Source organism: Stenotrophomonas sp. KH_036_B, from assembly GCF_057839485.1.
The window spans coordinates 1,156,608-1,169,855 of sequence record NZ_CM174491.1; the positions used below are offsets into that span (position 1 = coordinate 1,156,608).

Below are 13,248 nucleotides of genomic sequence, written 5' to 3' on the forward strand. Positions count from 1 at the left end.
TGGCGCGCACGGGCGGGGCCGGGCGCGCAGGGCGTGGACGAGCGACGTAGGGCGGTCGTGCGGCAGGCGCACGGCGTGGAACCGATCGCGGCGTCAGAGGGACGCCGGCACAGCGACGGTCAGGCGCGCGCGGGCGGCGCTTGGGAAAGATGGAAGCGGGCCGCGCGCGCTGGAAGGGGCGGCAGGACGCGGACCACCGGCGGCGCCGTGGCTGACCACGCGGCCAGGACGGGCGCACTGAGGGACGCGGGTGCGGATTTGACGGTGCGCCCCGATTCGGGCTCCAGTTCGGCCCGAGCGATGGCGTGCACGCCGGTGGCGGGAGCCTGAGGCAACGGAATACCGGCCTGGTGCGCTGGCTCGGCCGGTGTGGCCGCGGGTGTGAGCGCCCGGGTGGCGGGGCCGCCAACGCCGTCCAGCCCGAGTGTGCCGCCCGTCTGCGGGGCCGAAGAACGTCCGCCAAGCAGTACCGCCAACAGGCACGCCATGATGACCGCGCCCAGCAACAGAGCGGTCAATCGGGCGGCGGCAGGGGCGTCATGGGCGGAAGCCATGGGGAGGCAGATCGGTCAGGCCGGAGGGCAATGACGATAAATTAACAGAAATAATAATGATTCGCATCTACGAAGCGCGCACCAGGGCACGGAACGGCCATCCGAGTTGCCTATGGGCCGACCCCGACGCTCAGCCGCGGTCGTCGCGGGTCCAGACCCCGTCGTGCTCGCGCTTCACCGGGAACTTGGCCACCGGTGAATAGGCCGGGGCGCACAGGGCGCGGCCGTCGCGGATATCGAAGCGCGCCCCGTGCAGCACGCATTCGATGCTGCCCTCGGCGGTATCGAAGGTGCTTGCAGGTTGTCTGATACGAAGTACAGAACCATCAGATAAAACCTACCCTTAGATAACTGGGTCCCAGAATGATCACACCGGAATTATGATTGTTTGAACTGCTCCAAAGATGCGCGAATGAAATGTTGACCGCCTTATTTTCGTAACCCATAAAAGCCCGTGCAGCAAGTGCGTGGAGTCGGTTGCTGTCTCGACTCAAATTCTAAGAAGGAATAGAGCGCATCAACTTCACAAAAATCACGGGTCAGGTTATGCAAAATGTAGCAAAGAGAGAGACGTGCGATTCTGCGCCGTTCGACTCGGGTTGCCAGCGTGAGATGGCGTGGCATCGCGAAGTGGTTGAAGATCTAGCGCATCGGTTGGGTGCTCATGCGGCGTTTCCATGCGTTTTTTCGAGAAACGCCTTCCGCAAGGGGCTGATCAAGTATCTATTTGTTGAGGCTGTGGATCCAGCGGCCATGCAATCTCTTGCTGGCGGACTGAGGCAGTATGTTGAAGCTTCCAGAGAATGGGATGGGCGCGTGGACTCTGCTCACCCGCTGATCGTTGCATTTTCGCTGGAGGCGGTTCGTGCAGAAACCGTGGAGGCCTATCACTCCTTCGGTTGGCGGGTTCTCCAGATGTTGCATGAAATGGACGCCATGCCTTGGCCATGCGCCGTTCCGACAGACACCGACTCGCCGCAATGGACCATGTGCTTCGCAGGGATGCAATTGTTCGTCAACATGAGCTGCCCAGCTCACGTGGTCAGAAAGAGCAGGAATCTAGGTGCCCATTTCATTCTGGTGATAAATCCGCGTGAGAGATTTGATGTTGTCGCCGGGGACGACCCTTGCGGTCGTAGGGTGCGTTCGAACATCCGCAGCCGAATTTACCGCTATGACGGATTGACCCACGCTCCCCAACTGAGCTCGTACAGCGAAGGAGCGACGGAGTGGCGTCAGTATGGGCTCCATGAGGACAACCTTCAGAGATTGGATCAATGCCCGTTCCGGCCTCGCGTGTCAGAGCAGGCGTATCAGGTCGTGGGCGTTGTAGATTGTTCCCAGAAGTGCGACCAGCATCAAGGCAGCTCCTGAGAGCCTGGAAATAAAGCGTTTACTGATATGGCTGATCATCTTTCTGGTAATCGCAATATAGGCGCCAAGGACGGCAAAATCGATCACGACCCACAGTAGTGAAAGCAGTAGGAGGCTCTGTTTCGCCGAGGGCGTGATCTGCATGAACTGCGGGAAGAATGCGATGAAGAATATTATGTCCTTGGGATTGGATATTCCCAGGATGAATCCGCGCCATAGTCCACCATGCGTCGAGCTTTCATTCATGCAAGCGATGAGCTCTGGAGCGGGAGGGCTGCCCAGGATGTCCAGTGCCAGATACCCTATGAACAAACAGCCGAGCAAACCAAAAACACTCATGAAGACGGGGCTGATAGTCGCGCTTGTGATGACTATGTAAGCGGCCAGTGCGATCAATGCCAACGAAGATAGGTTAGTTCCCAGCGCGGTCAAGAGTGCCTTTCTTGGTCCTGCAGTGCTGGCCGTATTGATTATCAGTGCAACAACGGGGCCTGGTGTTGCGATTAAAAGTGTGACGGTGAGAATGTACGTGGCTGCGATTGCGGTGTTCAATGTTGGGTCGCCGGCATTCTGGTTGAATTGTTGGGGTTGAGGGTGGTCTGAACAGCCTGCGTTGAACCCGGAGTGTTCGGGTCCAACTGGACCAGCAACTAACAGTGACGTCACAATCCTCAGCACGAGTGGCAATTGTCCCCGACACTGCCAACCTACGGCTGGCACTGCCGCACAGTATCGGCGGTGTTTGTCAGAGCTTTTCTTGATCGCAAACAGCGAGAATCGACCAGAATCCGTTGCTGGCGTTCACGGCGAAAGCGCCACCGGACGAAGAAGCCATTTCCTGGATTCCGCGGTCATAGGGAGCGACACGCGGGGCGGGCAGGGGCAAGCCCTTTTCCCGCTGCGCTCAGTCGCGGTCGTCGCGGGTCCAGACCCCGTCGTGCTCGCGCTTCACCGGGAACTTGGCCACCGGTGAATAGGCCGGGGCGCACAGGGCGCGGCCGTCGCGGATATCGAAGCGCGCCCCGTGCAGCACGCATTCGATGCTGCCCTCGGCGGTATCGAAGGTACCAGAGGACAGGTCGAACTCGTCATGGGTGCACTGGTCTTCCAGTGCGTACAGCTCGCCGTCCAGATTGAACACCACGATCGGGGTGCCGGTGACCTCGTCGAAGGTGCTCTTCAGCTCGCCCGGCAGCAGCTCGGTGCTGGCGCAGACGAAGGTCCAGGTCTCGCTCATGCCGCGGCAACCAGCGGCTTTTCCAGAATCTCGAAGCGCAGGTCATCGCGCTTGGGTATGCCGAAGCGCTCGTCCCCATAGGGGAACGGCTTCTTGATGCCGGTACGCTGGTAGCCGCGGCGCTCATAGAAGGCGATCAGTTCGTCGCGGATGTCGATGACCGTCATCTGCATCACCGGCACGCCCCATTCGCGCGCGGCGTGGGCCTCGGCGGCGTCCATCAGCTGCTTGCCGATGCCGCCGCCCTGCTGGGCCGGGTCCACCGAGAACATGCCGAAGTAGCCCTTTCCCTGGTCATCGGCGACGTGCGCGCAGGCCAGCAGCTGCCCGTCGCGCTCGGCCAGCAGGATGGTACTGCGCGGCCGGGCGAGGTCGGCCTGCAGGCCCTGCGCGTCGATGCGGGCGCCGTCCAGCATGTCGGCTTCGGTGGTCCAGCCGGCGCGGCTGGCGTCGCCACGGTAGGCCGAGGTGACCAGCGTGATCAGGGCGGGGATGTCGGCGGCGGTCGCGGCGCGGAAGGTCAGGGTGCTCATGGCGACATTCTAAGGCGGGCCGAGGCGCGAGTGGAGGAGATTCGGCACGGCATGTGGCGGTGTCGGGGCGGCCGTTGGCGTCGCAATTGACCCGCTATGTCGCGCATCATTTCCGGTGATGTACGGATATTGATGAATCCACTCGCTCTGTGAATCACGCCACTGAAAACGATTGAAACACTGCGTTAGCCGCCTCGGGTGTACACCCCTAGGATGAGCCCGCTGCTCGTCCGCTGCGACATGGCGCGCCGTGCCTCCCGGGTGGTGGGGCACTGCGCGCAAGGGCCGAATCTGCCGCGCGGCGGGCAGCACCCTTTCACTTCCGGCGGTAGGTCATGAAGAAGGTGTCGATCCTGGTAGTGGCAGCGGCACTGGTGGCGTGCACTGCCGGCGATGAAGGCGACCATATTTCGGGGCGGGAGAAGGTCGCCGTCATGGCGGCCGCCGATGCCGGTGACCTGGCTGCGATCAAACGGCTCATCGCGCACTACGAGGCGACCCTCGGCAACGACGTGCTGGCCGAGCGATGGCGCGAACGGGCGTGCGATCTTGGTGACGCGCAGGAGCTGTACTACCTCGCGGCCCGGCGCTTTGCCGCTGCCGAGGTCGAGGACGACGCGGAGATCCGCCACACGCTGCTGGTGGACGCGCATGACGCGGCCAAGCGCTCGCATGCCAGCCAGCCCGATCATTCCACGCAGTTGCTGGTCGAACAGATCGCCAGGGCAGTGAAGGCGCTGGAGAAGTAAGCGTGCGCCTGTCAGCGCATGAAGAATTCGACCGGGAACGAGAGTTCCACCGGCGCCGAACGCTCATCGGGTACCGGCGGCAAGGGCTCGGCACGGCGGAACGTATCCAGTGCGGCCTGGTCCAGCGACGGCTGGCCGGAACTCCGCTCCACCGAGAGTGACAACAGGCGGCCATCGCGCGCCACGCTCACCCGCATCTGCACGATGCCTTCTATGCGGCGTGCCCGTGCGGCGTGCGGGTAGCGGCGGAAGCGCTCGAGCCGGGCCATTACGCGGCCCTCCCAGCTGTCGCGGCCCGGTGAGGTCTCGCTCGGTCCCGGCGGCAGCGGTGGGCTGGGCGGTGCGGCGGCAATCGAGACCTGTTGCTGCAGGGGAGCGGGCACATCGGTGAGCGGTCGCGGCGGCGTGGGCGGCGGGATGACCCACTTGGCTGTTTCGCGCGGTGGCGTTTTTGGCAGGTCGCGTGGGGGTTCCGGCTTCTGCTGCTGGCGCGCGGCCGCCGTGCTTGGCGTAGGGGCGACGATGTCCTGCAACGGCACTTCCGGCGCGCGCGGCGGCAGCAGGACCAGCTGGGTGCGCTCGGCCGGCGGGGGAGGCTGTACCAGGGTGGTCCCGTAGTGGGTCCAGAACAGCAGCGCGATGGCCGCGGCGTGGGCCAGGACGGTCAAGCTGCCAGCGAGTTTGCGGGTGTGGCGTTCGGTAAACGACGCGCGTGCCCGCGCACGACCCGGGACACCCAGGTGCAGGCCCGGCAGGCAAGCGTGTGGCAGTGGGGTGCCCGCGGCACTGGGAGCGACCGGCAACATCCAGCAGTATTGATGAGAAGGGTTCTCATTATTGCACGGCTACTTCGTCGTACGCTCTGCCCGGATGACCCTTCGCTTGGTTCTGGAGCACCAGCAGTGCGTCGACGCATTTTTCAAGGGCGATGGCACCACGGATGATGGTGGTGCCATCGCTGTCGCCATGCTCAAATGTATCGGTAAACTGATCGTTCTATCCAAGGTCGCCATTGGCATCTGGATGTTCTGTCTCCTGCCCGGATGGGGTGGCAAGGACGCGCGCGGCTCAGCCTCGGGCATCCCGGGAAGGTCGCGAAACACGAATGGCGAGCCGCACGACCAACGGTCGCGCGCTACCAGGTCAGGGCCTGGGGTGACGGATGAGGCGGTGGGATGCGCCATGCAAAAACGCCGCGGTTTTCCGCGGCGTATTTCATTTCGGCACCGTTCACAAGCGTCAGCCGAGCAATTTGCGGACTTTGCTCAACGCCGCAATGAATCGCTCGATTTCCGCATGCGTGTTGTAGAACGCCAGCGATGCCCTGCACGTAGCCGCAACGCCGTAATACTGCAGCAACGGGTGCGCGCAGTGCTGGCCCGAACGAATCGCCACGCCTTCCAGGTCCAGCAGGGTGGCCAGGTCGTGCGCGTGTGCGCCTTCGATCAGGAACGAGACCACGGCGGCCTTGTCCGGCGTGGTGCCGAAGATGCGCAGCCCGTCGATCTTGTTGAGCTCTTCGGTGAAGTGCGCCAGCAGTTCGCCTTCGCGTGCTTCCACGTGGTCCAGGCCCAGAGACTCGAGGTAGTCCACCGCCACGCCCAGGCCGATGAAGCCGGCGATGTTGGGGGTGCCGGCCTCGAACTTGTGCGGGGCGTCGTTGAACACGGTGCCCTCGAAGCTCACTTCCTTGATCATCTCGCCACCGCCGATGAACGGCGGCATGGCATCCAGGTGTTCGCGCCTGGCCCACAGTGCGCCGGTGCCGGTGGGGCCGCACATCTTGTGGCCGGTGATGGCGTAGAAATCGCAGCCGATGGCGGCGATGTCGACCTTGCGGTGCGGCACGGCCTGCGAGCCGTCGACCACGGTGATGATGCCGCGCTTGCGCGCTTCACGGCATATCTCGCGGACCGGGTTCACGGTGCCCAGCACGTTGGAAACATGCGCCACGGCGAGCAGCTTGACCTCGGGGGTCATCGCCTTGCGCAGCGCGTCCAGGTCGAGCGCACCCTCGGGGGTGATTTCGGCCACGCGGATGGTGGCGCCGGTGCGCTGGGCGACCAGCTGCCACGGCACGATGTTGGCGTGGTGCTCCATGCGCGAGACCAGGATGACATCGCCCGCCTTCAGGCGCGGCAGGGCCCACGAGTACGCCACCAGGTTGATGGCGAAGGTGGTGCCGCTGCACAGGATCAGTTCGCCGCCGCGCACGTTGAGGAAACGCGCCAGCTTGTTGCGCGCGCCTTCGTAGGCGTCGGTGGCTTCGGTGCCGAGTGCGTGCACGGCACGGCTGACATTGGCGTTGTAGCGGCGGTAGAACTCGTCCACCGCGCCGATTACCTGCACCGGCTTCTGGCCGGTGTTGGCATTGTCGAAGTACACCAGCGGCTTGCCGTGTACTTCGCGCATCAACAGCGGGAAGTCCAGGCGGACGCGATCCCAGTCGGGCGCGTCGACGGTGTCGGCGAGCGGGCGCGGGGTGGACAGGTTCATGCGACGCCTGCGCGGGCCAGGGCGAGATCCAGCTGCTGGCGCAGCTGCGCGGTGAGGCGTGCATCGAGCGCGTTGAGCGGCTCGTGGCAGAACGCGGCGCTGAGCAGCTGCTGCGCCTGGTCGGCGGGCAGGCCGCGCGAACGCAGGTAGAACAGCGCGTTGGCGTCGAGCTGGCCGACGGTCGCGCCGTGCGCGGCCTTCACTTCATCGGCGTCGATCACCAGCGTGGGCTGGGTGTCGATCTCGGCGTCGGCCGAGAGCAGCAGGTTCTTGTTGGAGAGGTTGGCATCGGTGCCGTCGGCCCCGGCGCGGATGTGGATGCCGCCGTGGAAGACCACGCGGCTGCGGTTGGCGGCCACGCCGCGCCACACCATCTCCGACGCTGTATCGCGCGCGATGTGCTCGATGCCCAGGCGGGTGTCGATGTGGCGGCGGCCGTTGCCGAGCAGCACGCCGTTGGCGGTGAGCTGGGCGTTGTCGCCTTCCAGGCGCACGTTGAGCTCATGGCGGCTCAGGGCGGCACCCAGTTCCAGGTCGATGCGGCGGTACCGCGCATTGCGGGCCAGCACGGCGTCGGTGCGCAGGAACGCGGTGGCGCGGGCGCTGTCGGCCTGCACGCGGGCATGCGAGAGCACCGCATCCTGCGCCAGGTGGACGTGCACCAGGGTGTTGTCCAGGTGCGCGGCATCGCCGGCGTGCAGGTGGTGCTCGACCACGCCCAGCGAGGCGCCGGCGCGCAGTTCGATCAGGTGGCGGTGGTGCCAGGCCAGGTCGGTATCGCCGGCAACGCTGATGAAAACCAGTTGCAGTGGGATATCGACCTGGACGCCGTCGTCCACGCGCACCAACACGCCTTCGTCGGCGAGGGCGGCGTTGAGGCGGGCGAACACTTCTTCGCTGCGTTCGAAGCGGCGGCCGAGGAAGCGCAGGGCCTCGTCACCGGCGCCCAGCGCCGAGGACAGGGTCTGCACCTGCACGCCTGCCGGCAGCGCCGACAGGTCGCTCAGTGCATCGGACGGGCGGCCGTTGACGAACACCAGTCGCGGGGCGGCGATGTCGGCCAGCAGTGCGGTGTCCACCGGCGCTGCCGACAGCGGTGCCGGGCTGAAGCTGCGGCGCTCCAGCTGGCGCAGCGAGGTGTACTTCCAGGCTTCGGAACGCGGGCCGGGCAGGCCGGCCTGCAGGGCGGCATCCAGTTCGGCGCGACGGGCGTCGCTGCCGCAGAAGCCGCTGGCGAGGGAATCCAGCAGGACGCTCATCAGACCGCTGCCTCCGGCACCACACGGTCCTTCAGGAAGTGGTAGCCGTGGGCTTCCAGTTCCAGGGCCAGTTCAGGGCCGCCGCTCTGCACGATCTTGCCGTCGGCCAGCACGTGCACCACGTCCGGCTTGATGTAGTCGAGCAGGCGCTGGTAATGGGTGATGACCAGGAACGAACGGTCCGGCGAGCGCAGCGCGTTGACGCCGTCGGCCACGCTCTTCAGGGCGTCGATGTCCAGGCCCGAATCGGTTTCATCCAGGATGGCGAGCTTCGGCTCGAGCACGGCCAGCTGGAAGATCTCGTTGCGCTTCTTCTCGCCACCGGAGAAGCCTTCGTTGACGCCACGGTGCAGCAGTTCGTCCTTCAGGTGCAGCACGGCCAGCTTCTGGCGCACCAGCTTGAGGAACTGCATGGAGTCGAGTTCTTCCTCGCCGCGCGCCTTGCGCTGGGCGTTGAGCGCGGCGCGCAGGAAGTAGGTGTTGTTCACGCCGGGGATTTCCACCGGGTACTGGAAGGCCAGGAACAGCCCGGCGGCGGCGCGTTCTTCCGGCGCCAGCTCAAGCAGGTTGTTGCCTTCGAACAGCACGCTGCCTTCGCTGACGTCATAGCCGTCGCGGCCGGCCAGCACGTTGCCCAGCGTGGACTTGCCCGCGCCGTTGGGGCCCATGATGGCGTGCACCTGGCCGGGCTTCACGTCCAGCGACAGGCCCTTGAGGATTTCTTTGTCGCCGATGCGGGCGTGGAGGTTGTCAATCTTCAGCATGATGATCTTTCCAAATTGCGAACCCAAGGCCCGCGTAGTGCCACGCCCTGCGTGGCAAAAATACAAAACGAAGCCGCGGCCTATCAGCCCACGGAACCCTCAAGAGAAACTTCCAGCAGCTTCTTGGCCTCGACGGCAAATTCCATCGGCAGCTCGCGGAAGACCTGCTTGCAGAACCCATCGACGATCATCGACACCGCATTTTCCTGGTCGATGCCACGCGCGCGGCAGTAGAACAGCTGGTCGTCGGAAATCTTCGACGTGGTGGCCTCATGCTCCACCGTCGCACTCGGGTTCTTGACCTCGATGTACGGGAAGGTGTGTGCGCCGGAGCTCTTGCCGATCAGCAGCGAGTCGCACTGGGTGTAGTTGCGCGCGCCGTCGGCGTTGCGGTCCACCTTGACCAGGCCGCGGTAGGTGTTCTGGCCACGGCCGGCGCTGATGCCCTTGCTGACGATCTTGCTCTTGGTGCGCTTGCCGATGTGGATCATCTTGGTGCCGGTGTCGGCCTGCTGACGATGATGGGTCAGCGCGACCGAATGGAACTCGCCCACCGAGTCGTCGCCCAGCAGCACGCACGACGGGTACTTCCAGGTGATCGCCGAGCCGGTCTCGACCTGGGTCCAGGTGACCTTGCTGCGCGCGCCACGGCATTCGGCACGCTTGGTGACGAAGTTGTAGATGCCACCCACGCCGTTCTCGTCGCCGGGGTACCAGTTCTGCACGGTGGAGTACTTGATCTCGGCATCGTCCAGCGTCACCAGCTCGACCACGGCGGCGTGCAGCTGGTTCTCATCGCGCATCGGCGCGGTGCAGCCTTCCAGGTAGGAAACGTACGCCTTCTCCTCGCAGATGATCAGCGTGCGCTCGAACTGGCCGGTGTGGCCGGCGTTGATGCGGAAGTAGGTGCTCAGCTCCATCGGGCAACGCACGCCCTTGGGAATGAACACGAAGCTGCCGTCGGAGAACACGGCCGAGTTCAGCGCGGCGAAGTAGTTGTCGCCCACCGGCACCACGCTGCCCAGGTACTTCTTGACCAGCTCCGGGTGTTCCTTGATCGCCTCGGACATGGAGCAGAAGATCACGCCCTTCTCGGCCAGTTCCTTGCGGAAGGTGGTGCCGACCGAGACCGAGTCGAACACGGCATCCACGGCCACGCCGGCCAGCCTGGCGCGCTCGTGCAGCGGCACGCCCAGCTTGTCGTAGGTGTCCAGCAGTTCCTTGGGCACGTCATCCAGCGAGGCGTACTTCGGGCCCTTGGGCGCGGAGTAGTAGCTGAGTGCCTGCAGGTCGATGGCGGCGATCTGCAGCTTGGCCCAGTTCGGCATCGGCATGGTGAGGAAGTGGCGGTAGGCGTCCAGGCGCCACTGCGTCATCCACTCCGGCTCTTCCTTCTTGGCGGAGAGGGCACGGATGGTGTCCTCGTCCAGGCCAGGCGGCAGCGAGTCCGATTCGATGTCCGTGATGAAGCCGGCGGCGTACTTGCGCCCGAGCTGCTCATGGATCTCGCGGTTGGGGGTGTCGCCAGTGGCGACGGTGTCGAGGGTATCGGTGGCCATGGGGGCTGCCTGTGGATCAGGAGACGACATCCGCCGCGATCACGCGGCGGGGGGCGTCAACAAGGGGAAGAGGGGGCAGGATCTGCGCCAGGCTGACCTTGCGCAGTGCTTCTGACACCACGTCGTTGATCAGCCGCCAGCTGCTGCGCGCGCCGCATTGCAGCTCGCGTCCGCACTGGCTGTGGTCGTGCGCGCACTCGGTCAGGCCCAGCGGGCCCTCCATGGCTTCGACGATCTCGAACAGGCTGATCTGGTCGGCCGCGCGGGTCAGCCGGTAGCCGCCGCGCACGCCGCGCAGGCCTTCCACCAGCCCGGCCTGGGCCAGGGGCTTGAGCAGCTTGCTGACGGTGGGCGGCTCAAGGCTGGCAAATTCGGCCAGCTCGGTCGCACTGAGCACCTCGCCCGGGCGCGCGGCGAGCACGGTCAGGACGACGGTGGCGTAATCGGTGAGCTTGGTAACGCGGAGCATGGGGAGGGCAGAACCATAAAGCGGACTGAAATTGTACGCTTTTATGTCCGGGCATCCAAGCCGTCCTGTTCAGCTGCTCCGGAGCGGGGTCCCGCAACGGCGCGGCGCGGACGTGGTTGGGCAATCACAAAGATTAAGCGAGAATCGGCTATTCCATCGCAACGGCCAAGCCAGATGCCCAAGAAGATCCAAGCCCGCAAGTCCTCCATCCACGGCAATGGCGTGTTCGCGCTGGCGCCGCTCAAGAAGGGCGAGCGGGTCATCCAGTACAAGGGGCTGCTGCGCAGCCACGCTGATGTGGATGCCGATGATACCGGGGATGTGGAGAGCGGTCACACCTTCCTCTTTACCCTGAACGATGATTACGTCATCGATGCCAACTACAAGGGCAACGATGCGCGCTGGTTGAACCACAGCTGCGACCCGAACTGCGAGGCGGTGATCGAGGAAGCCGAGGGCGACAACCGCCGCGAGGACAAGGTGTTCATCGAGGCCATCAAGGACATCAAGCCGGGCGATGAGCTGACCTACAACTACGGCATCACCCTGGCCGAGCGCCATACCGCGCGCCTGAAAAAGATCTGGGAATGCCGCTGCGGCTCGAAGAAGTGCACGGGCACGATGTTGCAACCCAAGCGGTAAGCGCCCGCGGGCGCTTACCGCGGTAGCACCCGACCGTTGGTCGGGTGACATGGCGTACCGACCAACGGTCGGTACCTACCGGCCACGCGACGTCCACATGCCAGTCACTTTCTGCCAATGCGTGGATCTGCATGGTGAAGGCTCCCTTTTGCAGGAGCCTTCCCATGGCACACGATCTCAACGGCAAGCATGTGGCCATCCTCGCCACCGATGGGTTTGAACAGTCCGAACTGCAGGAGCCCAAGCGCCTGCTCGAATCCTGGGGCGCCAAGGTCACCGTGGTGTCGCCCGGCGATGCCCGGGAGATCCGCGGCTGGAAGGGCAAGGACTGGGGCGAGAGCGTGCCGGTGGATCAGCCGCTGCAGGGCGCCAGCGCGGGCAGCTACGACGCGCTGGTGCTGCCGGGTGGGGTGATCAACCCCGACCAGTTGCGCACCCAGGCGCCGGCGGTGGACTTCATCAAGGCCTTCGCTTCGGCCGGCAAACCGGTCGCGGCGATCTGCCACGGGCCGTGGCTGCTGGTGGAGTCGGGGCTGGCCAAGGGGCGCAAGCTGACGTCCTGGCCGTCGTTGAAGACCGATCTGGGCAATGCCGGCGCGGAGTGGACCGACGCCGAGGTGGTGGTGGACAACGGCGTGATCACCAGCCGCAAGCCGGATGACATTCCGGCGTTCTCTGATGCGGTGGCGAAGGCGCTGGTGGCATAGACCGCCAGCGCCGCGGTAGTGCCGGCCGCTGGCCGGCGCCTCGTTGCGGTGGGTGTTTCTTGGAGCCGGCCAGCGGCCGGAATTACGGTTGCCTTGGAGCCGGCCAGCGGCCGGCATTAGGGTTGCCTTGGAGCCGGCCAGCGGCCGGCACTACGCGGGGCTTCGTCAGTTGCCCAGCACGCCGGCCGGGACGAGGCTGCCCAGGTCCTGGTTGAAGGTGACGACCAGCTTGCCGTTCTCGACCTGCGCCGACTGCACCTGCAGGGCGCCGAGGACGGCGGCCACGGTAGGGTCGATCTTGTAGATCGGCTCGCGGCGCGCGTAATCGGTCAGGAAGGCGTTGAGCAGGCCGCGGGTGCGCGAGTCCAGCTTGCCGCCGTTGTTGACCGGCGTGAAGTCGTCCACGGTGGGCTGGTCCAGATGGAAGCCTTGGGTCTGTGCGTCGTAGCGCAGGCCGCTGCTCAGCTTCACCTTGCCCAGCGGTGCCGGCGTGCTGCCGGCGGTGGCCAGGGCGACATCGAAACCGAGATCGAGGCGGTTGCCCTGCGGCAGGGTCAGCTTCGGGTGGCTCATGGTCATGGCGATCAGGCCGCCAAGGGCGTCCTGCGTGCGCGGGAAGCTGCCATCCAGATACTGCTGGACGTCGCCAGCGCCCACCGAGAGCTTCTTGCCGGAAATGCTGGGCGCGGCTTGCGCGCCGACCGCAGCGGCGATCAGGACGGTGCAGGCGGCGATGCGGGTCAGGAGCGGACGTAGCTTCATGGGAGGCGGGCGCGGAAGGGGGACAGCGACACGATAGCGCTTTCGGCTGAATCGGTACCGACCGATGGTGTGGGTGGGTGCAGTGCGGTGCGGTGCGCTGCCGATGCCGATGCCGCCGCACCCGCCGTAGAGCCACCCCATGG

Annotated in this window: 15 protein-coding genes and 1 pseudogene; 4 read left to right on the forward strand and 12 right to left on the reverse strand. The window is 65.2% G+C overall.

The window, feature by feature from the left end:
* Window positions 1-119 precede the first annotated feature (119 nt).
* Together AC3ITN_RS05355 and AC3ITN_RS05360 are read right to left on the reverse strand one after the other, a co-directional pair.
* On the reverse strand, window positions 120-554 hold the full coding sequence (locus AC3ITN_RS05355; RefSeq protein WP_489392272.1) for a hypothetical protein: 435 nt from the start codon (window positions 552-554) through the stop codon (window positions 120-122).
* Window positions 555-684: 130 nt separating this feature from the next.
* A pseudogene (locus AC3ITN_RS05360) lies at window positions 685-846 on the reverse strand (Rieske 2Fe-2S domain-containing protein); the annotation flags it as partial.
* A 320-nt stretch (window positions 847-1,166) separates the two neighbouring features.
* Between AC3ITN_RS05360 and AC3ITN_RS05365 the strand changes: the two are divergent.
* Window positions 1,167-1,928 carry a YqcI/YcgG family protein gene (locus AC3ITN_RS05365; protein WP_489392273.1) on the forward strand — a complete coding sequence of 254 codons (762 nt, stop codon included), beginning with the start codon at window positions 1,167-1,169 and terminating at the stop codon, window positions 1,926-1,928.
* Here AC3ITN_RS05365 and AC3ITN_RS05370 read toward each other — a convergent pair.
* From AC3ITN_RS05370 to AC3ITN_RS05380, 3 genes are all read right to left on the reverse strand, one after another.
* Window positions 1,854-2,480: a LysE family translocator gene (locus AC3ITN_RS05370; RefSeq protein WP_489392274.1), complete on the reverse strand. Its 627-nt coding sequence runs from the start codon at window positions 2,478-2,480 to the stop codon at window positions 1,854-1,856. The two genes, AC3ITN_RS05365 and AC3ITN_RS05370, sit on opposite strands and share 75 nt — an antisense overlap.
* Window positions 2,481-2,832: 352 nt before the next feature.
* Complete coding sequence (locus tag AC3ITN_RS05375) at window positions 2,833-3,165, reverse strand: non-heme iron oxygenase ferredoxin subunit (protein WP_313346326.1); 333 nt, start codon at window positions 3,163-3,165, stop codon at window positions 2,833-2,835.
* Complete coding sequence (locus AC3ITN_RS05380; protein WP_313346324.1) at window positions 3,162-3,698, reverse strand: GNAT family N-acetyltransferase; 537 nt, start codon at window positions 3,696-3,698, stop codon at window positions 3,162-3,164. The genes AC3ITN_RS05375 and AC3ITN_RS05380 overlap by 4 nt, the downstream gene beginning before the upstream one ends.
* A gap of 335 nt (window positions 3,699-4,033) precedes the next feature.
* Between AC3ITN_RS05380 and AC3ITN_RS05385 the strand changes: the two genes are divergently transcribed.
* Window positions 4,034-4,447: a hypothetical protein gene (locus AC3ITN_RS05385; RefSeq protein WP_489392275.1), complete on the forward strand. Its 414-nt coding sequence runs from the start codon at window positions 4,034-4,036 to the stop codon at window positions 4,445-4,447.
* Window positions 4,448-4,458: 11 nt separating this feature from the next.
* Here AC3ITN_RS05385 and AC3ITN_RS05390 read toward each other — a convergent pair whose 3' ends face one another.
* The 6 genes from AC3ITN_RS05390 to AC3ITN_RS05415 form a co-directional block, all read right to left on the reverse strand.
* Complete coding sequence (locus AC3ITN_RS05390) at window positions 4,459-5,115, reverse strand: energy transducer TonB (RefSeq protein WP_489392276.1); 657 nt, start codon at window positions 5,113-5,115, stop codon at window positions 4,459-4,461.
* A 571-nt stretch (window positions 5,116-5,686) separates the two neighbouring features.
* Complete coding sequence (locus tag AC3ITN_RS05395; protein ID WP_489392277.1) at window positions 5,687-6,943, reverse strand: cysteine desulfurase; 1,257 nt, start codon at window positions 6,941-6,943, stop codon at window positions 5,687-5,689.
* Window positions 6,940-8,202, reverse strand: a complete 1,263-nt coding sequence (gene sufD, locus AC3ITN_RS05400; protein WP_313346315.1) for a Fe-S cluster assembly protein SufD — start codon at window positions 8,200-8,202, stop codon at window positions 6,940-6,942. The genes AC3ITN_RS05395 and sufD overlap by 4 nt, the downstream gene beginning before the upstream one ends.
* Entirely contained in the window at window positions 8,202-8,966 is a 765-nt protein-coding gene (gene sufC / locus AC3ITN_RS05405) for a Fe-S cluster assembly ATPase SufC (protein ID WP_313346313.1), read from the reverse strand. The genes sufD and sufC overlap by 1 nt, the downstream gene beginning before the upstream one ends.
* A gap of 83 nt (window positions 8,967-9,049) precedes the next feature.
* Window positions 9,050-10,525 (reverse strand): Fe-S cluster assembly protein SufB, encoded by a 1,476-nt coding sequence (gene sufB / locus AC3ITN_RS05410; RefSeq protein WP_489392278.1) that lies wholly within the window; start codon window positions 10,523-10,525, stop codon window positions 9,050-9,052.
* A 16-nt stretch (window positions 10,526-10,541) separates the two neighbouring features.
* Window positions 10,542-10,994, reverse strand: a complete 453-nt coding sequence (locus tag AC3ITN_RS05415; protein ID WP_313346309.1) for an SUF system Fe-S cluster assembly regulator — start codon at window positions 10,992-10,994, stop codon at window positions 10,542-10,544.
* 174 nt (window positions 10,995-11,168) lie between these two features.
* Here AC3ITN_RS05415 and AC3ITN_RS05420 point away from each other — a divergent pair, with 174 nt between their 5' ends.
* Window positions 11,169-11,636, forward strand: coding sequence for an SET domain-containing protein (locus tag AC3ITN_RS05420; protein ID WP_313346307.1), 468 nt, complete (start codon window positions 11,169-11,171; stop codon window positions 11,634-11,636).
* A gap of 164 nt (window positions 11,637-11,800) precedes the next feature.
* Complete coding sequence (locus AC3ITN_RS05425) at window positions 11,801-12,343, forward strand: type 1 glutamine amidotransferase domain-containing protein (protein ID WP_489392279.1); 543 nt, start codon at window positions 11,801-11,803, stop codon at window positions 12,341-12,343.
* Window positions 12,344-12,508: 165 nt separating this feature from the next.
* Here the strand turns inward: AC3ITN_RS05425 and AC3ITN_RS05430 are convergent, their stop codons facing one another.
* Complete coding sequence (locus AC3ITN_RS05430; RefSeq protein WP_313346304.1) at window positions 12,509-13,105, reverse strand: DUF1439 domain-containing protein; 597 nt, start codon at window positions 13,103-13,105, stop codon at window positions 12,509-12,511.
* Window positions 13,106-13,248: the final 143 nt, after the last annotated feature.